Here is a 23,403-nt window from a genome sequence, read left to right on the forward strand (position 1 = left end):
CATACATGCGTGCAGGAGCCATGGCAACAACCGCCATCATCACCGCAACCCTCCCATGCCCAAAGCCTGCCATCATATTGCCGCAAAACAGTTGGCGATTTTAATATGGTAAGATTAGCAGCAACCGCTTCCATCACTTCCGGCGGCAATGTGCTTGCATAAAAGGCTTCAGAAAATAATGTTGATTTTGAATGCAAATCTGTATAATTCTTTTTCCAGTAATCAGCCACCTCATCAATATTTGCAAAACGGCTGCTGTACCAGGGCTTGTAATTGGATGAAAGGCTTTTCTTTCCATTCACTGCTCCTAAATCTTCAGGCGCTGCACAACATCCGCTTTCAGGACTGCAATCTTTTTTTTCATCCCATACAATTTCACCAATATGCATATTGGTTTCAGGAACATACCATGTCATCATTAACCTGATTGTTTTTGATGCGCCTGCAGCCAGCGTAAAAGGCACAAACAATGATGCACCGGGCGCATCTTTTTCTACAGGCGGCGTTGTTCTTGTCTTACCATCATTCACCGTATTCCATGCCATGGTCAATGGGTCCCACCAGCCGCCGCGAAACCAGCAATGATCAACAATTGTTTTATCATCATCCGTAAACACGGCAAAGCTGGCTTCTGCTTCGGGCTTATCTTTTGCAGCATCTTGTTTCAATATAAACCCATTATTAATGGCAGCAATTTTATTCACTACACCATCTGTATTTGCTAAAAAATTTTTTGTATTGAATGAAAAAACGGCTTCAAAGCTTTGCGTTGTTTTATTAGTGAAAATATATTCCAATGCACCAACAGGCAGGCTGCTGTTATCTTCATCTGTTGGAATAAAAGGGCTCCATCCTTTAACAGCGATTTGTAAAGGGATGTCTGCATCCTTTAACTGAATAGTGGCAAACGGAAAATGCGTTTTAAATTCCGCGTCCTGGAAGCGCGGCAAACCATAAGTAGCTCCTGCCGCACCGTTGCCTGTGCCCCTTGCGCCAAACATTTTCCAGTCCGGCACCTGTCCTTCCAAGACCTTTACACCATTCTTTAAACCTTTAATGGCAATGGCGGAAAATAAAGAAGGTTCATTAAAAATTTCCGGCCTGTTGCAAATACTTGTATGCGAAATGGCGCCGGCGCCTTCCAAACAAAACATGCCTGCACCCAAACCACCGATGGGAAAAGCAACGCGGTTAAGATATTCGCCGGTATAAGGCGTATTATATTTTCTGCCGGTTGAAGGAACATCTTTTTGCTCAATAGCATTGGGTATATCAACAGTTGTATCTTCTGCTTTTAATATGCCGGGGCTGAGTGCAATGCCGGTTCCGCCAAGCACAACAGATTTTAAAAATGAACGACGTTTTTGAAGTTTATCCATATTGAATTTTTTTATTAGTTTAATGCGGGTTTGAATAATAACCCAGGACTTTAGTCCTGGGGAGCGAAGCCTTTGAATGGTCTGGCTTTAGCCAAAGTGTTTTTTTATTACAGTTAAACTCAGGCTAAAGCCTTTTAGTTATTTCCATCTGTTACCCAGCGCTAAAGCATTGGGTTAATTTCTGATGACTTAAATCAGGTCAGCAGATTCCCGCTTTCGCGGGAAAGACGTTCGAAAAACGTTATTGAACTTACCTTTAAAATAATGTAAGAACAGAACACAACAACCTGGTCATGCCCAACTTCCTGTCCCGATTCTTTCGGGAGATTGGGCGCCTGCTCTTGAAAAAATCAAACTTCAATCAATTAAAAACAGTCTAAACATTTATTATTTCTTCTTTAACTGATGCAGCAATCTTCCTTTCAATATAACCACCTAATTCAAGGTATTTTTTATAACGATGCTGATAAATGTCAATCTTATTTTTATCGGGATGATATTCCACATCAAAACCCTGCCCCATTGCCTGCATGGCATCTTCCACCTTATTATAAATACCGGCAACTGTTGCAGCAAACATAGCAGCGCCCAAAGCGCAGGTTTGTTCCGATTTATTTATTCTGATAGGCATATTCATTACATCGGCCATCATCTGCATAATGAACGGAGATTTTTTTGCAACGCCGCCAATGCCGATTAATCCTTTAACAGGAATGTTTTGATTTGTAAAACATTCAACAATTGCTTTTGCACCAAAGCAGGTAGCTTCTGCCAATGAGCGGAATATCTTTACTGCATCACTGCTTAAATCCAAACCTGTAACTGTGCCTGTTAACAGCGCATTTGCATCCGGCGTTCGGCGGCCATTGAACCAGTCAAGGCTTAATTCATCTTTTTCATGCAAAGGCATCACAGACGCCTGTTTGCTCAATGCAGGTATGATTTTATCTGTAATTGTTTTTATTGTTTTTTCATCCAGCACATCTTCTGCCAAATGTTGTAAAGGCCATGATAGTAAATTTTTGAACCAGGCATACACGTCGCCAAATGCAGACTGGCCTGCTTCCATGCCAATCATGCCGGGAATAACAGAACCATTCACCAAACCGCAAATGCCCTGTACAAATTTGCCCTGCGTATCTTTAACAGGCGCCACCAGCATATCGCAGGTGGATGTGCCCATTACCTTGCTTAAATAGTAAGGTTCTATCTGCCCGCCCACAGCGCCTACATGCGCATCCATTGCGCCGATACCGACAATTACATTGGCAGATAAACCTAATGCAGAAGCCCATTCCTGCGATAAGTTGCCTGCCGGTTTATCTGCGGTGTAAGTTGTTGATGGCAGTTTGGAAACATAACCAGCCAATACGGGGTCTAATGAAGTAAAGAATGCTTCAGGTGGAAAGCCATTCCATTCTTCTGCCCATAAACCTTTATGCCCTGCTGTACAAACACCCCGTTTCATTTCACTGATATGTTTGCCGCCGGTTAATAAGAATGGCATCCAGTCAGCATGCTCCACCCAGCTATAACAGGCATCTTTTACTTTTTTATTCACACGTAAAATATGCAACAGTTTGCTCCAATACCATTCAGATGAATAAACACCGCCCACATATTTCAGGTAATTTATATCGAAGTTTTTTGCATGCTGATTAATCTCTTCCGCCTCCTGCGCCGATGAATGGTCTTTCCATAAAACAAACATAGCATCAGGATCATTTGCAAACTTTTTATGCAGTGCTAACGGTGTGCCCGTTTCATCAACAGCAACAGGGGAAGAACCTGTTGTATCAATTGAGATAGCTTTGATATTGTTACGCACATCATCTCCAGCTTTCTGCAAACATTCCTGTATGGTATGTAGCAGGCCTTCAATATAATCCAGCGGATGCTGGCGAAACTCATTGATCTCCGCATTGCAATACAATTGTTTTTTCCATCGCGGATATTCAAATGTTGATGCAGCAACTTCAGCACCGTTATATGTATCAACAATAATTGTGCGCACAGAATCTGTACCATAATCTATACCAATAGCATAAGCTTTATTCATTTGAAAATATTTTATAACGAATAAATTTTCATCAATAAGAAATTATTACGTCAACCGCATCATTCACATTCAGCGAAGCTTCATCAAACATTATGGAAAGGCTGTTGTTATTAAACACATAATTATTTTTTATTGCCTTGTTATTAATGAGCAGCTTTACATCAGCAGGTTTTTTATCACAAAACAATTGCATTTGCCGCAATGACAGTTTACCATACTTTATAACAATAGAATTTTTCTGTTGATTATTTTGCTGATCCTGTTTAAGATTTCCCCATGCTTCTGCCGCTGTAAAAAAACCTTCAAAATGTGACGACCGGATTTTAGGATTAAAACGGATGATGCCTTCCGGCCCGTTATAATAATAATCTTCCAGCGCCAGCATTACACCCCATGAAGCCATTGCCCTGGCATAATGATCGCCGCATTCAATTTCATTCCATGGATTATGTTTCTGCGGGCTGTACCTTTCATCCACAGCTTTTACAATTGAAAGGCCTTCATCAATCATATCATCATAGATCATATTGGTGGCAACCTGGTATTCAATGCCCGTCCATACTTCATCGCGGTAACGCACTCCTTTTTCTCCCATGTGTTCACTTTTAGGCCATGTGCAAACAAACAAACCCGGTTCACCAAAACTGGCGTATGTTCTTTCAGGCAGATGAATTTTATTTTGCGCTGCCACATCAGGCGCCCAATTGTATTTCCATATTGACTCCAATGTTTGTTTCACTTTTTCTTTCGGATAGATATAACCAAGATTGTTCAAATGGTTCCATGTTTGCCCGAAAAGCTGGTCGCTTAAACAACCATCCGCATATTGAAATTCGGGATGCTCTTTTAAATTAACATCCTGGATAAAGTATTCGCCGTTCCATAATTTTTTTACAGTGTTATCTTCCCCTGCCTTTGCGATCTTTAAACAGCGTTGTGCAAACGCAGTATCATTCATAACAGCAGCCATTGCAGACGCTGCTTTCAGTGCAGCAAGATATAGCGAACCTACATACGTATTAGCGCCATAAAAAGCAATGTCGTAAGTGTTAGCCTGCACTTTTTCTATCAATCCGTCTTCGTTGCTGTCTTCATTAATGATGAATTCTGTGGCGTGCTTTATCCTGTCCCAATTACGGTTTAAAAAAATATCATCTTTTGAATTCAGGTATTCACGGTAGGCTTTAAGAATTGCACCTGCATGGCCATCAATTAAAACACCGCCCCAGCCATTGCGCGCCAGTATGCTGCCATCTTTTTGAAATGAAGTTTCAAAATCTGTGCGCTCTCTTATATTTCTTTCAAGCTCTGGAAAGAAATGCGCCAGTGCCTGTTCATAATTCCACACGTGCGTGCAGGTGCCCACACAGGAACCTACGCCTTCCCATGCCCAAAACTTATCATTCGCCCACCACTGGCAGGTTTCTGTTGCAAGCGTTGACAGCGGCATTAACAAACGCTGATTTAACCAGTACGGTATGGTGGTATTGTTATAATAAGTATCATGAAAAAGATGCGTTGCTTTTGAAAGACGATCATAATTTTTCTGAAGATATAAAGCCACATCTTCAGCACTGTTGAACCAATTAGCATACATATTACCAATGATCGTTGCGCCATCTGTTGGCAATGCAGTATTCCAATCATTGCCGATAACATCTGTTACATCACTTCCATAATAATAAGATTGCCGATTAGGAAAATACCAGGTTAGCAGGAATGTAATTTCTTTTGTTTCGCCTGGTTTCAAACTGAATGATTCGCCAACACTGCCTGTTAATTTATTAATGGCTGATATTGATGCTGAATCTGTATCGTTATTATCATCAGCGCCTTTATAATCTGCATCTGCAAAAGCATTGTTTGATAAAACACTTAAAGCTGCATTACCAAAATAGGGATGGTTCAACGGGTAATATTTTTCTTTTGTAACCGGCATATCGCTAAAGCCAATATCATCGAGATTAATATGCCCCCATCCGCCTTTTTCTTCATCAACAATTTCAAAATGCGCCTGCCTGCCTTTCAGATCTTTAACATCCCAATATTTTTCTTCAAGTGTTTCTGCATTGGAACCTGTCATGGTTCGAACAATATTATTGTCAACTATAAGATTAAAGCAGGTTGTTGTGGCATGCCTGCCACCGCCTATTTTAAAAATGATATAATTATCCTTGATAACAAAATCATCTGAAATCATTTTGCCTGTTGTAGTATCACCATTCAAAAAAGAATTCACGACACCTTTTCCTGTAAAGCCTGTAAGCCTGCTTTGATCACCGCCAAAACTTCCTGTTGCCGGTGTGTTGCCAAATGCATCGCCGGTAACTTTCCATTTGTTATATCCATTTTCAAAATCATCAAAAACTTTAATTGCTGGTTGCTTTTCTGCAACGTTTCCTGTTTGCGGCGTAAGGCTCATCACAACAGAAGTAAGCCCGTTGTTTTTAATGATATTGTTTTGCCTGTTTGCTTTTATTTCATCAACGATATCCAAACAAACAAAATTTTGCAGCCAGCCTGCAAGGCTTACCTGCACTGGCTTTGAAGATGTATTCTTCACCGTGTATTTTAAAATTGTTCCCGGCGTTGCCGATTCCCTTGCATTCATTGGAATGAAGGGTGAATACACTTCTGATGAAACAGTAACCGGCAGTTTTTTTGTTTTTGAATTATAGCTGATGGCTGCTATTGGATATTCGCCAACAAATGATATATCATCAAAATCTTTTTTATTTAAATTAGCGCTTGTTGTTTTACCATCCTGTTTAATTTTTATATTGAAACCCTGGTCAATATAACTTTTGGGTTCGAACGTTTTATAACAAACCGTCCACGGGCCAAGCGCAGTATTAAAATGCGTAAGTGAATCAATACCATAACCGGTATTGTAAGCATTATTGTAAATCCACCAGTTGGCCAATGTTCCATCGCCTCTTACATATAACTGGCCTGCAGCAATACCACCGCAGGGCATGCCAATGGTAAGCAATTCATCACCCTTAAAAACTTTTTTCTGATTGCTGTATAAAGATGTTTTCCACGATACAGGCAGTTTTTTATTTTCGGGAACATGATGCGATGAATCAACAGGCTGCGAAAACGCAAGCATTGTGTTGATGAGGAAACCTGCAAGAAGAAAATATTTTTTCATTCGTGCATATTTGTTTTTCTGTTGTCTCATGCCCGCCTGACCGGCCAGTCGGGCAGGGAACCTCGCTATGCACATTCCCTCCCGAAGCTGGTTCGGGACAGGTTGTGTGAGAAAAATTATCATGCTCGGTTTCATACGTAAAAATTCATGGCTTAGCAATAGCCTTTTATATTATTGATAAAACTGTTTTTATTTTTATTGCAGATGCTCAATCAAGTTGAGCATGGCGTGCAAAAGCGTGAATTTTAAACTCGCTTCGAAAACATATAAGAGATAATCTCACTCTTGTACGTCTTTCCCCTCCACCGCGGCGGGGGAATCTGCTTTATATATTATTTACCCGTTTTTAATTTCATCTTTTATCAGCATCATTTTAATCCATAGAAATTTATTCGCCTTATCCGTTGTTTTAAACTGGATGGTAGCGGCGTTGTTCAATTCTGTTATATGAATGTTGCCTGCAAACAAGTCTTTTACTTTTTGTTTATCAGGAGCTGATGATGATTGCCAGCCTGATATTTGCGTTTGCCGCTGCCAGATGGAAAAATCGCAGCCGCCGGGTTGCTTTGCATAAGCAATAAAAAGTTTATAATCGCCGGCGGGTATATCGCCCAGGTTTACTTTCAGCATGCCATTATCAGGGGCTGTTATATCAAAACTTTGCCCTATATCGTTGTTATCCCACACTGTTTTAATATTCATACCTGAACCTATTTCAACACCGGAGAACTGTGGATAGACATTGATGGTATCAGGTATATAAACCTTTGTATTTTCATTTGTATTGGATGATGATAACTGCGGCGGCCTGTCGCAATAGAAATAACTTACGGAAGTATATAAACCAGGCACTGCATTATGTTCGCCACCATGTTCCATGCTTTGATAAATATTTTTTTCGAACGACATTTTATCTGTGAGATAAAACCTGTAGCCGCCTGTTCTTGCAAATGCCAGCGAATAATCCAAAGCGCCGTGCAAAGGCAAACTCATTTTTGAATCCCAACGGTTTAATAAAGCATACCAGCCGCCATTAAAATAATCTTCGGAACCTGTGCCGTGAAAACGCATTTCGTTATCAATAATGGTTGAATCATCACCCTCAAAAAAAAGCGTCATACCTGTATGCAGGCCCTGCGCCTGCAATACAGAACCTATATAATGCCCTTTGCCTTGTATATCTAAAAAAATATGCGGCTGTCCGTCTTTTGTTTTTTCACTGTTTCGATATGCATAGAATTTCCCTTCCTCATCTGCGTTGCGTGGCTGAAGCGTGTAGTAAATTTTTGCATGCAGGTCAACCTTTGATAATACACTGTCTTTTGCATTTAAATAACGGAATTCTATACGCGCATTTTTATCAAAAGGCATTGGAATAAAGCTGTAACAAATATTATTTTCTGAACCGGCCAGCAAGCTTTGCATGGAAGGCTTGCCAAAAGCAAAGCCAAAAAAATCTGCAACAGGGCAATCAATGGCCGGCAGTTTTTCATCATCCCAAAAAACACGCATGATGATGTTTTTATACAGCGATGCAAAACTGCCGGAAGGACTGATTTCAATACCTGTAATCCTGCCACCTGTATTTAATATGAATGCTTGTTTTGTATCGCCGGGTTTGATGGAAAAAGATGTATCAATAATTTTTGCACCGGCATTGTGGGCAGCAATCGTTTTTGCTTTATTTACTTCATTGCTGTTCCATAAACTGTTAATTGAATTCAATGCATTTTTTACATCATCGCTAATGTTGGTTGTAAAAGATTGAACAGTGGTTCCTTTTTTATATAGCCTGTAACCGATCTGGTGAAACATCATCTTCTTTCCCCTGTTTACAATTACGCAGCGCTGCTGAAAAAGTATGGGAAAGTAACAATAATAGCCGCCAACCTGGTTACCGCAAAGCGGCTGCACAAAAGGATAAACCTTGCCTGAAAAAAGATCCATATAATTAACAGACAACGTTGGCTGCTTTGCATCATCCATATAAAAATCAAGCGTATCTGTAGTGGGTGTAGGTGTCCAGATACGATTGACAACACCGGTTCCCTTTATATCAAAAATAACAAGGCTGCTGTCAGCATTTCTTCTGATGAATGAATACCGGCCGCCGAAACCATCGTTGTTGCCGCCGGTGGTATCATACGTTGAAACCTGCGCTGAATAAGTGTTTGAGCGATATGCCGGCATATCGCTGATGTTATACAATTGCTCTAACTCATCAACAACAGTAATTATTTTTTGTGCATGCAAACAAGTTGCCATGCATAATATCAGCATGCATAAAAAGATTGATCTCATTATGGTGAATATTATTTATGTTTTATGCTATTATAGTACGCAAGGGATAAATTAGTGAATAATATTTCTTTGTTAGACCTCACCCCCAACCCCTCCCGAATGGTCGGGACAAGTGCTCCAAAGGAGAGGGGAGCTAAAACCCAACAACACAAAATCACTTTTTTACACCTTGTATAGTATAACACCGGCAGGGGTTAATTATTAAATGATGGCACGTGGCACGTCATGTCGAGGTAACCCCGCCTGACCGGACGGGCAGGGAGACATCTCATGAATTTGAAGTTGCGATAATACGAGAGATTTCTCCTATCGTCGAAATGACGGCCCCGTGAATTTTTAGTTACCCTAATAATTTACAGGTCATAATTTCAAAGTTATATTCTGATTTAATCCTATTATGCCAACACCTTATGCCCTTTCAGTGCATAGTATAATATGAACAGAAATAATGGTATCGGTACAAGAAAACCTGTTGCCATGCCATATTTATCCGCTACTGCGCCCATAATTGGAGGAAACACAGCGCCACCTGCAACTGCCATCACCAGGTAAGATGAAGCTTCCTTCGTGTTATGCCCAAGCGATTTAATGGCAAGCGCAAAAATCGTAGGGAACATAATAGACATAAAGAAGAAAACGCTGAAAAGCGCTATCAGCGAAGGCCAGCCAAGTTCCAGAGACACTATGGGCAAAAGAATACAAACAATAAGTGAATAAAAAGCAAGCATCTTTGAAGGTTTAAAATTCTTCATCAAAGCGCTGCCTGAAAAACGGCCTATCATAAATAATGAAAACCCAAGTGATAAAAAATAGGGTGCATACTCCACATCAAACCGCGGGTGCATACCATGATCTGTAATAAAATTTATCAGGTAACTAAATACGCCGGTTTGTGCCGCCACATAACAAGCCTGCGCTGCAAAACCCATCGTAAAATGTTTGTTCTTCCACAAAGGTTTTGGCGATATATATTCAGGTTCATCAACACTGGCAACAACACCGGATTCTGAAATTTGCGTTATACCATGCGCCGCATTTTCATCTGCTTCTGTTATTTCAGGTAATTTTATGCGCATAAAAATGAAAGCAATTGCTAAAACAACCAGCCCGATGATGGCAAAAGGTAAAATAATAGACATCATTTTTTTGCCTTCTTCGTGGTTTTGGTTACCGTAAATATATAAGGCAATCAATGGCCCGATAACCCATGATAATCCATTGAAGGATTGCGCAAAATTGATGCGCCGTTCTGCTGTGTCAGGCGGGCCCAGTTTTGTGGTGTATGGATTAGCCGCTGTTTCCAATGTGGCTAAGCCTGCGCCGATAATGAGCAAACAAATCAGGAATAAAATAAATGATTGAAAAGTTGCAGTACCTGCGGCAATTAATGCGCCGGCTGCAAAAAGGGAAAGGCCGAAAATAATGCCTTTTTTATACCCATACTTTTTAATAAACATCCCGGCAGGTATAGCCATTCCGAAATAAGCGCCATATAAAGAAAACTGGATGAAACTGGATTCCCATTTTTGCAAATGCAGCATCATCTGAAAGTTTTTATCCAGCGTGTCAAGCATGCCATGCGCTATTCCCCATAAAAAAAATAAGGCGCTGATGGCAGCAAACGGGCCAAGATAATTAACGCCGTCTTTTACAAACAGTGATGGTTTTTTGTTATTCATTTGGCGGCCTCTCCTAAATCCTCCCGATTTATCGGGAGGACTTTTTAATCGTTAATAATTTAAAATTGTTTATAAAACTAAAGCCTCTTATAAGCCCTCCTTAGGAGGGATTTGGGGAGGCTACCGATACAACGCACCGTAATTTTCACAGGCACGGTAATCTGCGCCTTCGCCATCCGATCCGAATGCATTCCATGCAGAAGGCCTGAAAATTCTTTCTTCGTCAATATTATGCATACAAACCGGAATACGCAACATAGAAGCCAATGTTATTAATTTATCACCGATATGGCCATAGCTGATGGCGCCATGATTAGAGCCCCAATGCAGCATAACATTATATACATCAGTGAAAGCGCCTTTGCCTGTTATGCGCGGCACAAACCATGTTGTTGGCCAGGTAATATTGGTTCTTTTATCCAGCGTATCATGTACATGCCGGGGAAGGTCAATCGTTTCACCTTCCGCAATCTGTAATACGGGGCCGAGGCCTCTTACCAGGTTAATGCGGCACATGGTTACCGGCATACCGCCTCTTGTAACAAATTTAGAGGAGTAGCCGCCGCCCCTGAAATAACCTTTATCGCCCGCATACCATGTGGTTGCTTTTAAACATGCATCCTCATCTTCATCATTAATTTCCCAGAAAGGTTTCATGGCTGGCTTGCCATCTTTTTGCTGCTGCCCTGTTCCATCCAACGTGGCAGAGCCGGAATTAATAAGATGAATGAAGCCATTGGCTGCTGAAGCTTCCGGCCTCCACCCCGTTACGCGTTCAACAGCCTCCGGGCTCCAGTATGTTCTTACATCAGCAAATATCTGCGCGGTATTGGTAAGCAGGTATCCAAACAGCATGCTTACGCCATTAAAACAATCATTTTCTGTTGCAACAGTGTAGGGCGCACGAATGCCATTCCAGTCGAATGAAGAGTTTAATATCGCCTCGGAAAAATCACCGTTCGGTAAAAAATCTGTCCATTGGCGCTGTCCCTGGAAGCCCGATACGATTGCATTATGGCCGAATGCTTCTTCACCAAAACCCTTATCTTTTAAATGCGGGTTGCCCTGCATCAGGTCGCGTATAATCAGCGTCATCTTTACTACAAATTCCCAGTCTTTATCTTTTTGCTCCCTTGATGATTGTTTGCCTTCTTCATTTGCCAGATCATCGCCTTCTTTACAATTCTTTTTTGCCCATGTTAATGCTTTTTCAAACTCAGCTTCATCATAAATTTTCTTTTCGATGCGGCGCAATACCTCCGATGCATCCACATATTCATTGCGCATGCCAAGATATTCGCGGAAGAAATCAGGCACTACAATTGAACCTGCAATACCCATGGAAACAGAACCAATAGCGAGATAAGATTTGCCCCGCATGATAGCCACTGCTAAACCGGCCTGCGCGAAATTTAACAAGCGTTCTTTTACATCATCGGGAATGGCTTCATCACCCAAATCCTGCACATCCCTTCCATAAATACCAAACGACGGCAAACCAAACTGGTTATGCGCTGCCAGCGTTGCGGCAAGATAAACAGCGCCGGGCCTTTCCGTTCCATTAAAGCCCCAGATGGCTTTTGGCAAATAAGGATTCATGTCCATCGTTTCACTGCCATAACACCAGCAGGGCGTAACAGACAATGACACACCAACATTATTGGTTTCAAATTTTTTAGCGCATTGCGCCGCTTCATATACACCGCCAATGCAGGTATCTGCAATTATGCATTGCACCGGCGAACCATCAGGATAATGTAATTCACTTGAGTAAAATGCTGCAACGTTCTGCGCCATCTTCATGGTGGTTTCTTCCAGTGATTCACGAACACCGCCTAATCGCCCGTCAATAATCGGGCGAATGCCAATCTTTGGATAATCTGTTTTATTCATAATCTTGTTTGTGAGTAGTGAATCAATGTCGTTTAGTTAACGTTGTTTGACCTCACCCTAAATCCCTCTCCAAAGGAGAGGGATTTTACAAAAAGTCCTTAACTAAACGGCATTGAATATTAATAATTAAATTCTGACTAAACGATATTAACTGACAGTTGTTCACCCGCCATTCACTTATTTAAATGCTGTTTCTACTTCGTTTAAAGACACGCCTAATATTTTCCGGCTGATGGCATCCAATGCTTTTTCATCGCCTGTGAAATGATACACTGACTGTTTATGCACGATTGATTCATTTGGTTTTAAAAACGCAGCAGGCGATACGCTTTCAATTTCATAGAAAGGCCCCATTTGCGAACCATCGGCCAAAGGCCCATCATTATAGGCATTTACTGCATCGCCGGAAAATGGCGGCTTTATTGTATTCCATTCCTGGTTTAAATATTTTGCTGATGCATCCGGTTCAAATACCGCAATGGTTAATACTTTATTTTGTGCATCGTAGCTGCCGAGAGCAGGCTTTGCATATTTTGGTTTAATGCCCAGCTTGCCACGGCTTTTGCCATCGGCTTTAAAGAAAAGATTATCATCATCATGCTTCAACCTGTCGGCAGGAATTTCACCGAAATAATTTGTTGTGGCCACATCGTCAAACTTCACACCTTTTGCATTTTTATAAGGCACAACAATTACTGTTGACGGTGTATTCTTCATCATATCCAGGATCCATATACAAGGCATGCCTGTTGCTTCCGTCCAGGCATCTTTGCCTGTGTTGGTTAATGTGTTGGTTGTTTGATAAGCCACTGCTTTCACACCCGCATCTGATGTTAGCCCGGTATTGGCCTGGATTTCATCATTGCTTAAAATAGCAACGGCCCTTGTAACAGATAACTGCAATGATGTATTATGATAATTAGTGAGCTGCATATCTTTCTGCATGGTTACGGTATTGTTTGTTTGCCCGGTTACCTTCCATGCTTCCGTATCAAATGCAGCCGGTGTTTTCCAATGATCAAATACCATTGAATCGCCCGGTTTAAAGAATAAAGAAAAGCGGCCGCCTTCAGGGCCAAGCCATAAACGGTTCTCGCCGCCATAAGCATTCATGTGTGCATCTTCGGGGCCGCTAAATGCTTTATAATTTACCCAGCCAAAACTAAAGCCGTTATCACCGTTTGCTGTTGAGGTAAAAACTTTGCCCTGGTATTTTGGAGATACAATTATTTGCGCATCATCTGATTTGAGCACAATAACGCTATCATGCTGCTGCAGGAAATTTAGATCGTAACCAAAGGTTCCTTCAGCATAATTTAATGAATCGTTTACCTGTGAAGTTTGCGTTTTACCGGTTGGATTATTACATGAAGATGCGAACATAATAAACTGGCCGATGATTAAGGTTTTAAAAAATATTTTCATATAATGATTTGATGAAGATTCTGACAATCGTTTCCTGATATGCATATTTTAATCGTTTAAGCTGATTATAAAAAAAATTCTTATCTGCTGCCGCAACTTTCGCGAACAATCAGGCTGGCTTCCACAATAATATCAGCATTCTTTCTGCTTTTATTGTGCAGCCTGCTTAAAATGAGTTTTACCGCTTCTTTGCCAATATCAGCAAGCGACTGGCTTACATAAGTAACCGGCGAATAGAAAAAATCGAATGCATCGCTTTCATCAAAAGAAATAATAGCCAGTTCGTCAGGCACTTTAATGCCCAGCTTATTTATTTCTTTTAAACCCGCAACAGCCAGCGAGTTGGTGGCAAAAAACAAGGCATCAACCTGCAAAGGCTTAAGCAATGCTTTTAATTTTGCCGCCACATCTTTTTCAATATGCTGATAACTGGCCTCAACAAGCCATTCTTTCTTAAAGCGTATTTTATTTTCTTTTAAGGCTGCTTTATATCCCTGTTTTCTGTCCTGCATGTGCGATTGAATGGCGTCGTAAGCCACCATGCCAATTTTTCTTCGCCCGTTTTTTATTAATTGCTTTACTGCCTTGCCGGCAGCATTAAAGTTGTTGATATGAACGCAATCAACTTTTAAGCCGGGAAAAAACCGGTCCATCAAAACAACGGGAATGCCTCTTTTCACAATGGTTTCAATTTGTTCTTCCGTACCGGCTGCAGGCGCAATAATAAAAGCATCCACCAGCCTTGTTGAAAACACATCAATTAAATCCAATTGCTTTTCGGCGCTTTCATCGCTGCTGCCAAATATCACCACATACCCATGCTTCTTTGCCTCGTCTTCTACGATTCTTGCTATAGTTGAAAAAAAAGGGTTAGAAATATCAGCCACAATCAATCCTATTGTTTTTGTTTTGCCCATTTTAAGGCTTTTGGCAATAAGGTTTGGCTGGTAATTCAGTTCCACAGCAGCTTTTCGTATCCTCTTTGCCATGTCTGCACCCACTCTTGCTTCTTTTTCTTTACCATTCAGCACATAGGAGACAAGTGCGACTGATACGCCTATATGCTGTGCTACATCTTTCAGTGCTACTTTTTTTTCCACCGTATGAGTATTAGGTCTGATCTTATAATTTAAAAGCCAAAAACATTTTATAACCGGCTGGTTATATCTTCAGGTTTGCATGGCTGCGTATTTTTTTTCAGCCTGCCTGCTTTATCCCATGCTGCCACAAAAGGGAAACGCTGAATGTTATAATATTTCTGCACAACTAACGTATAGCTTTATGAGCCCACCATCTTTTCACTATGCCCGCATTTTCAGATGAGCGCTATTGTATTTTACAATATTACTGAAGCAATGTTATTATTTTTTATGATTATATTTAATTTACCTCTAAATGATCTTTATCAGGCAATGGCGGAAACGGGTTATGCGGCTCTGTTTGATACCAGAAAACCGTTGTGGCAATATCATCCTGCAACGGAAGATAGCGGCCGCCATCGCGCCAGCCCAGCGCCTGTATGGTTACTTTTAAATCTTTATCAAAACGGATGGGATCTTTTATATGCCAGCGGTATAAGCCAAACCGTTGCGCTATCTGGTAATGGCCATCGCCTTTTATTACCTGGTGCAGGCCGGTATATGGATTTGAAAATTCTGTATAGTTCACTTCTTCCACACCGGCAGCATTGGGTTTGCGTGTGTCAAAATCGTAAGCGCCGCAGAAATAATCTTCCGTGCCTGTGCCGTTAATGGTTGGGTAATCTGTATCGCCATCCATAAAGAATTTAATTTCGCCTTCACCCCACCAGCCATTGTTGTGCACGCCATAAGCCATATAAGTGCCCACATACTGGCCTTTGCCTTTTATGTTATCTACCAATACATAATCCTGTTTGTATGGTAAAGGATTGGTACGGCGGAACTGTGCATGAAAATAAGCAGCATCTTTTGGCACATCTGTTAAAGTATAATCAACCTGGTAATATAAAACCATATCTTCATCATTAATGTTTTCCATGGTTATCCTGCATTTCTTTCTGAAGGGCATGGGCCAGTAACAGTTAAAGCCGCTGCCGGGATTGGCGCAAACAGCCAGTGAACTAAGCTGCGCAAATTTGCCCCAGCCCTGGCAGAAGAAATCGCCCACAGGCACTTCAACAGATGGTGTTGTTTCGTCATCCCAATAGAAGCGCAATATGGAATAACGCCATACGCCGGTTGGCGTCATCCAGATATGCTGGATGGCGCCGGGGCCTGTAATATCGGCCACCGTAAATGTGGTATGCGCTTTAATAACAACACTGGGGCTTACTTTCCAGCCTTTCCCCAAATCTCTCGATGCATTTTGGCCGGTGCCTGTGGTTGCCATGCCGCCTTTGCCTTTTTCACCGTTGAAATTTTCCGGGCTGATGGAGCGTGTTTTGGCATCAGAGAGCATGAAGATATTACTCATGTCTGAATTAATGCCGTTGAACGACTGGGCGAATGCGCCAACAGATATACAACTTGCTAAAACAAATAATAATCTTTTTTTCATGTGTTTGATTTTTGGTTTGTTAGTACATGGAATTTGCCCACGATTATAAATTTAATTAACTATGAAATTGTTTTGTTTACATCTCAATGGTTTGGGCTAAAGCCCAAGTGAACCTGATAACAATGATCTTAATTATTATTTTAGGCGCCAGGTTCAACAATCAGTAATCGAATGCCTGAAATTTTTATGGCTTATTTCAGAACAGCAGCCTGCGGCACTATTTCCGAAGGCGCCTTTCTGCTTAATCCAAAATAAAACTTTTGCCCTGAGTAATATTTTTCTCTCATTTCAAAATTTTCAAATGCCACGCCACCGGGAATATGTATGTAATCATTTTTATTGGCGCTTCCACCGCTCCAGTATTTTACCCTTCCGTTTACCCGCACCTGCAGCGAAGCATCAGCCTGATTTTTTTGTTTTCTCCAATATTGAGTAAGCTTAAAAAAAGGGCGATACCGCCAGTTCCATCTTGCATAATAGGCTTCCTGATGCGGCCATGATGCAAGCGAAGCAAAACTTTCATCTGTTTCAGCGGGAACAATATAATCATCATTTTTATCTCTCAGCAATTCATTGGCAGGATACGCTTCTTTTTCTATAAAATCAATTCCGTCAAACCCCTTGTATAATTCTCCGGCCCTGATTATTTTATCTTTTAAATATAATAACCGCAGCCTTGAATAATTGCCCATCGTTGCCGTTAATGCACATCGCTGCATGGCTGCACTGTTTTCCTCATTGAATATTTCAAAACACAATTCTTCCGGGCGGTCACTGCGAATACTTATTTTAAGATATGGATGAGCGCCATTTAAAAACTGCTCCATAAAAACATACACGGCGAGCTCTTCCACATCGGGGTGTTGAAGATCAGGATGCGTGATTACGCCACGGCTTATGGCAGCAGGATAATACCTGCCGGGATTTTCTATGTCGCCTGCCCACATCATTTTTCCCCATTTTCCATCAACCCGTGACGGAGAGATTTCGCTAAACTCCATTTTCCCATTCACCACAGGTTCAACGGCAATAAAATTTATCTTATCAATATGCCCTTTATATTCATAACCTACACGTATCAACCCACGCGGGCCGCCTTCTTTTTTTTCTTCTGCAGATTCAATATCGAAAGGCCAGAGCCCGAAAACAATTCCGTTATGAATGCCCCACACAGCCGGGCTTTTTTCATTTACAGGCCTTATCCATTTTATATTTTCTGAAACGGCTTGGGCTTCAGATTTTTTAAACATGAATAAAGCCAAAGCGCAAAGAAGGAAATTTTTTTTATGTTTAAAACAGTAATGCATGTATGAATTTTCTATTACAACTTTACTTCATTATGTAACGTGTGTTTTGAATGTTCCAATTGAAATTCAGCTTGTCTTTATTTTTTAAATATTATAATGCGCAAGGGATAAGTTAGTGAATAATATTTCTTTGTCAGACCTCACCCCCAACCCCTCCCGAATGGTCGGGACAAGTTCTCCAAAGGAGAGGGGCCCTAAAACAGAACAACACAAAATCACTTTTTTACACCTTGCAGCGTATAATTTGAACCACATAGGCACATAGTATGATACATAGCATAATAGTTGTTTTGTTATAAAAAGCTATATGCCATTTATGTTGCTATATTACTATTATGGTTCAATAACATCTTCACCAATCTTTTTAAATTATGGGTTGATGCCTGCCTGTGCAGGCATTCATACCCATATTCTTAATAGACAAAAACATGATTGCATCAGTAGCCTACATTTTGTGTATATACCCCGTAAGAATAATTCATTTGCGGCTGTGGTATAGGCATAAATTCATCGCGGCCTGCGGTGAACTTGCCGTCTGCCATCCACGACCTGTTGCGGGGATATTCTTTTGCGAAGTAGGCATTTAATGTAGTTTCGGCAATGCCCCAGCGCACAAGGTCGTACCAGCGCACACCTTCCATGGCAAACTCCAGGCGGTCTTCCCACATTAAAGCTTTCCAGGCAAAATCATTTGTCCATGTGCAGTTAACGCCATCCTGGTATAAGCTTATTTTATAAGGCAATGTGGGTGTGCCATCTGCAAATACCAAACGTCCGGTGCTGTTGGCAGCGCGCTGGCGTATGTTGTTTATAACAGGCAGGGCTTCTGCTTCCCTTCCAAGCCTGATGAGTATTTCGGCTTTCTGCAATAAAACCCTGTCGTACCGAACCGTAATTTCATTCTTGGAATTCCACATCCAGAAAAGGTTTACAAGGCCCGGGCAATCTGATTCCACATTTTCTTTAAGAGAATTAAAGTAGCCATAGTTTGTAGGGTCTCTTGAGCCGCTGCTGTCAAATACCACATCCTGCTGGTATTTCCATGGCAGGCCCGGAATGGCCACGGTATGCCCGATGCGCGGATCCCAGCTGTTATTGGCAAAATAAGATTGCTTATTGGTGATCTCTTCGTTGTTGAAATCATCAAATACGGGTAAGCCATCCGCATCTACTTTAAATGCATTCACCATATTGTAAGATGCCTTATGAAAATCGCAGCAGCTAAAATAGGGTGGCCACCAGGGTGCATTTAACGGAGTGCCTCCATTCAGATTGCCGTTTGGCGTTTCATCATCATGCGTGTATTGCCATTCAAAAATTGATTCGGGAGAAAGGTTGTCATAATCATATAAAAAGTTCTCTGCAAAGTCAGTCGCCAAACTATACTTGCCGCTGTTGATGATATCATCAGCAAGGGTTAACGCCTGCGATAATATGGAAGTATTGACAGTGGTTAACTGGTTATTGGCATCCTGCGGATATGCCATCCACATTAAGCATTCCAGCATTTCTGCTTCGGCAGCATATTTTGTGGGGCGCCCCAGGTCAGTTTGTGTTACGGGCAAAACGCTGGCGGCGGCAGCGAAATCGTTATATATGTTTTGCCAGAGATATAAATCATTCTGTGCGGTATCCGGATGATTAGGGATTTTTGCGATGGAATCATTCATTACATTCTCATCAAAATAGGGAACCCACTTAAACCATTTTTTCAAATCTAAAAACAGGTATCCTCTTAAGAATTTCATTTCGGCAATTCTTTCATCTTTTAATGGATAAGTGGATGCATCAATGGCATTTAAAGCACGTAAAGCGGTATTGCATCTTGATACGCCTTCATACTGGCCATACCAGATGCCATCATTATTGCCGGTGCTTGCGTTATTTAATGTAAACACTTCCCATTGATACCAGGGTATCTGGTCGCCAATGCCGCCGCCGCCTTTATAAGAATCATCAGATTTAATATCGGCCAGCCAGGGCTCATATTTCTGGTTAAGGATGCCTTCGTGCGGAATCCATGCGTAAGCGGCAATTACCAGCCCGTCTATGTTCTCGGCAGTGCTAACATCGTCTTCCGTAACCACGCCCTGCGGTGTAACATCTAAAATTTTTTTGCAACTGCTTATTGAAAGAATGAGGATTAACAGCAGTATGTAATTTGATATTTTTTTCATCTGGATTTTTTTTTGAATGATTGATCAGATGTAATTTTTTAATTCAGTAATGATGTGAAATGGTAATTTAAAATGACACTTCTACGCCTGCTTTAAAATATTGCGGTATTACATAAGGATTTGCATACGAACTGCCATCAGGATTTTCCGGATCAGGCCCGGTAAATTTTTTGCTCTTGAGCATAATAAGGTTCTGCGCCATTACATACACATAAAATTTCTCCATGCTTAAGTTTGATGCAAACGATTTTGGAAGGCTATAGCCTAACTGAATATTCCTGAGCTTTAAATACCCGCCCGGTTCAACAAAGTAGGTTGAAGTTCTCAGCTCATCATTTACATTATTTAAAGACAGTGCAGGGATAGTTGATTTGGTGTTGGTTGGCGTCCAGGCGTCCAGCACGCGGGTAGGATGGTTAAAGCCGTTTTGTACCCATACATTCCAGAAATCACTGTAGCTTTTCCATCCGTCATATACTTTCATACCGGCTACGCCCTGCCAGAACATGGAAAGGTCAAAACTTTTATACGTAAGATTGATGGAGAAGCCATATTCAAATTTTGGTGTAACTGAACCATTGCTTATCCAGGTACGGTCATAATCATAATCAATCGAGCCATCCGGTTTGCCATCGGCGCCTGAAATATCTTTATAGCGTATTCTTCCAACCCCTTTGCCAGACTGGGTTGCAGCATTATCCACCTCGTCCTGGTTTTGGAAAATGCCATCGGCTATAAAGCCATAAACAGCGCCCCATGGATGGCCTGCAATACCATCGCCTTTTTGGGTGGTGCCGCCCCAGGTATATTTAACGCTTTCCGGAAGACCGTTTACCACATTCTCGTTATAGGCAATATTGCCGCTTAGCTGGTAACTGAAATCTTTGCCGGCATTGCCATTATAGGCAACAGAAAACTCAGCGCCCTTATTAGTCATATTGGCAGCGTTAATGTATTCATAAGCACCTTCACCAAATGTTCCCAGGTAAGGCGGTTGAATCAACATGCCCTTTGTATATTTCCTGTAAAAATCCAGTGAGCCCGAAATTTTCTGTTTAAGAAAACCGAAATCAAGGCCAATATTGGTTTGGGCAGTGCCTTCCCATTTCAGGTTATCATTGCCGGTATGCACCCTGTAATAACCGGAAGGCAGGCTGCCTGTTTCTGCACCGCTTATGCTGTATGAAGTATAATTATAATCGGAAGCAAAATATGTCTGAGCTGCCAGAGAGCTAATATTGGCAAGGCTTCCGTTTTTGCCCCAGCTTGCCCTGAGCTTTAAGTCGGAAATAAATGTATGATCAGCGAGAAAATCTTCCTGGCTCAAACGCCATCCGGCAGATACGGCGGGGAATAAGGCAAACCTGTTATTAACGCCAAACTTTGATGAGCCGTCATATCTTAAAGAGCCTGACAGCAAATATTTAGAATTGTACGAATAGTTAAACTTGCCGAAATAAGAAAGCAGGTTATACTGGTCTCCGCCACCACTCATAGACATATTGCCTGTTGCTGTGCTTACATAAGCATAGTTGTAATTTTCAAATGCGAGGGTTTGGCGGCTGGCATCTACAGATTCTGTAAAGTATTTATTGGCTTCCATGCCTGCCAATACGTCGAGGCTGTGTTTGCCTTTGTTAAGCTTGTAATTGAGTGTATTGGCAAGATCAAGCGTTGACTCTCTCCAGAACCACTGGTCAACGCTGCTGATGTTATTCAATTTACCACCGCCTTCTTCAAAAGTAAAGGTGATTGTTCTATGGTACCCTTCGGTATAAATAAGGCCTAACTGGGAATGAAAGGTGAAGTTTTTCAGGAACATAATATTTGCATGAACATCTCCATAAATCTTATTGTATTTGCTGGGATTATCTTTATTTAATGTAAGTTCCCTAACCGGGTTCCAGTAATCATCCATGCCTAAAGACACGGCTGATCCGCCCCAGCCGCCATCGGTTGTATGCACGGGAATAATAGGCGGCTCCACCAGCGCATCGTGGGTTACGTTTTGATTGTTATCAACAATGTGTGTGGCTTCGAGGTTTTCACCTATGGTAAAATGATCATTGATTACTTTATAATCTGTATTAACGCGAACGGTGAACTTTTTAAACCCTGTATAAAGCTGCGTTCCTTCGTTCTGCAAATAATTGATTGATAAGAATGATGTTGATTTGTCATTGCCGCCAGACATTGTAAGCTGGTGATTGTGCTGAATGCCTCTTTGTGAAATGGCATCTAACCAGTTAGTATTACCTGCTATCATAGTTGAGTCTGCATTCAGATATTGTATGGGGGTTACCTTATCCAGTACGGGTATATTGTTATCATCGTAATGCCAGTCATAATCATATATCTGTGTAACATCATTGGGGTCTTGCCCGCCGTTAACAGCGGCCTGCCACAAAGCCGTGCCGTATTGCATGGTGTTCAGCATGTCTGGCTTATTATTCCAGTCGGCAAAGCCTACAGAACCATTATAAGAAATTTTTGCCTTGCCAGCCTGTCCTTTTTTGGTTTGTATAAGAATAACGCCGGATCCGCCCTGCGTACCATAAATGCTGGCAGAATAAGCGTCTTTCAGTATTTGCATGGAGGCAATGTTATCCGGGTTAATGTCTCTTAAGTTAACATAGCTTGGCACACCGTCTATTACAATTAAGGGGGTGGTGCCGCTCAATGAAGTTAACCCTCTTACCTGTATGCCCACATTACCGGCCGGGTTGCCATCTGTAGTAACGTGCAGGCCCGGTACCACACCCTGCAGCGATTGCAGTACATTGGTCTGTCCGTGGCCTTTGCTTAGTTCTTTTGGAGAAACAACGGCAACGGCGCCCGTCAGGTCAGCTTTCTTTTGCGTCATGTATCCGGTTACAATAACTTCATCAAGGTCAGATGAACTTTGATCTTTGAGTGTGACGTTAATTACCGTGTTATCGCCTATCGTTAGCTTTTCATCAGCCTTGCCTATATAAGAAATTTCCAGTGTTTGGCCTTTCGATGCAGTGATGGAGAAGGAACCATCCTGGCTGGTGGTTACTCCGGTGTTACTGCCCGAGATTTTTACAGTAGCTCCAAACAATGGATTGGATTTTTCATCTGTAACTTTTCCGGTTATGGTTTGCTGGGCAAAGAGAACAGTGTGTGATAAAAGGAATATAGCAAAAAGCGTTAGCCCATATTTGAGGGCCTTTTTTTTAAATTGTAAGCCACGTAACAATACGCAGCGATGAACAGTTAGATTGAAATGCATACGTTTATTTTAGAATGAGATAACAAAAGATTACCTGGCTTGTTTAGGAGGATATAAACAAACTTGCTAACCAGCCCGGTTAATTAATCAGCCATAAAAGAGCAGCAATTTTATAAAGCAGTTTTCTTCAGCACCTTCATGCCGCTAAAGGGTATTTTAATTAACTGCAGGAATGAAAGCTCCTGTAAAACTTTTTTGATTTTGGTTAAGCAACGCATAGAAAGAGGGATTTAATCGT

Annotated in this window: 12 protein-coding genes; all 12 read right to left on the reverse strand. The window is 41.4% G+C overall.

What is annotated here, in order from left to right:
- On the reverse strand, positions 1–1,379 hold a 1,379-nt coding region (locus tag QM629_RS06945; protein ID WP_415158569.1), incomplete at its 3' end, for a GH116 family glycosyl-hydrolase.
- A gap of 376 nt (positions 1,380–1,755) precedes the next feature.
- On the reverse strand, positions 1,756–3,438 hold the full coding sequence (locus tag QM629_RS06950) for a ribulokinase (RefSeq protein WP_415158571.1): 1,683 nt from the start codon (positions 3,436–3,438) through the stop codon (positions 1,756–1,758).
- A gap of 31 nt (positions 3,439–3,469) precedes the next feature.
- Positions 3,470–6,592, reverse strand: a complete 3,123-nt coding sequence (locus QM629_RS06955) for a GH116 family glycosyl hydrolase (protein WP_415158573.1) — start codon at positions 6,590–6,592, stop codon at positions 3,470–3,472.
- A 336-nt stretch (positions 6,593–6,928) separates the two neighbouring features.
- Positions 6,929–8,893 (reverse strand): glycoside hydrolase family 172 protein, encoded by a 1,965-nt coding sequence (locus QM629_RS06960; RefSeq protein WP_415158575.1) that lies wholly within the window; start codon positions 8,891–8,893, stop codon positions 6,929–6,931.
- 395 nt (positions 8,894–9,288) lie between these two features.
- The gene (locus tag QM629_RS06965) at positions 9,289–10,572 is read right to left on the reverse strand and encodes a sugar MFS transporter (protein WP_415158577.1); all 1,284 of its coding nucleotides are present in this window, start codon (positions 10,570–10,572) and stop codon (positions 9,289–9,291) included.
- A 120-nt stretch (positions 10,573–10,692) separates the two neighbouring features.
- On the reverse strand, positions 10,693–12,465 hold the full coding sequence (locus tag QM629_RS06970; RefSeq protein ID WP_415158579.1) for an L-fucose isomerase: 1,773 nt from the start codon (positions 12,463–12,465) through the stop codon (positions 10,693–10,695).
- A 177-nt stretch (positions 12,466–12,642) separates the two neighbouring features.
- Complete coding sequence (locus tag QM629_RS06975) at positions 12,643–13,890, reverse strand: DUF6786 family protein (RefSeq protein ID WP_415158581.1); 1,248 nt, start codon at positions 13,888–13,890, stop codon at positions 12,643–12,645.
- Between the two features lie 80 nt (positions 13,891–13,970).
- Complete coding sequence (locus QM629_RS06980; protein WP_415158583.1) at positions 13,971–14,990, reverse strand: LacI family DNA-binding transcriptional regulator; 1,020 nt, start codon at positions 14,988–14,990, stop codon at positions 13,971–13,973.
- A gap of 280 nt (positions 14,991–15,270) precedes the next feature.
- Positions 15,271–16,428: a glycoside hydrolase family 172 protein gene (locus QM629_RS06985; protein WP_415158585.1), complete on the reverse strand. Its 1,158-nt coding sequence runs from the start codon at positions 16,426–16,428 to the stop codon at positions 15,271–15,273.
- A gap of 191 nt (positions 16,429–16,619) precedes the next feature.
- Positions 16,620–17,678 (reverse strand): hypothetical protein, encoded by a 1,059-nt coding sequence (locus tag QM629_RS06990; RefSeq protein WP_415158587.1) that lies wholly within the window; start codon positions 17,676–17,678, stop codon positions 16,620–16,622.
- A gap of 494 nt (positions 17,679–18,172) precedes the next feature.
- Positions 18,173–19,912 (reverse strand): RagB/SusD family nutrient uptake outer membrane protein, encoded by a 1,740-nt coding sequence (locus QM629_RS06995; protein ID WP_415158589.1) that lies wholly within the window; start codon positions 19,910–19,912, stop codon positions 18,173–18,175.
- A 67-nt stretch (positions 19,913–19,979) separates the two neighbouring features.
- A complete protein-coding gene (locus tag QM629_RS07000; protein WP_415158591.1) occupies positions 19,980–23,165 on the reverse strand; it encodes a SusC/RagA family TonB-linked outer membrane protein in 3,186 nt (1,061 codons plus the stop codon).
- Positions 23,166–23,403 lie beyond the last annotated feature (238 nt).

The organism is Parafilimonas sp. (genome assembly GCF_047606085.1).
Taxonomy (GTDB): domain Bacteria; phylum Bacteroidota; class Bacteroidia; order Chitinophagales; family Chitinophagaceae; genus Parafilimonas.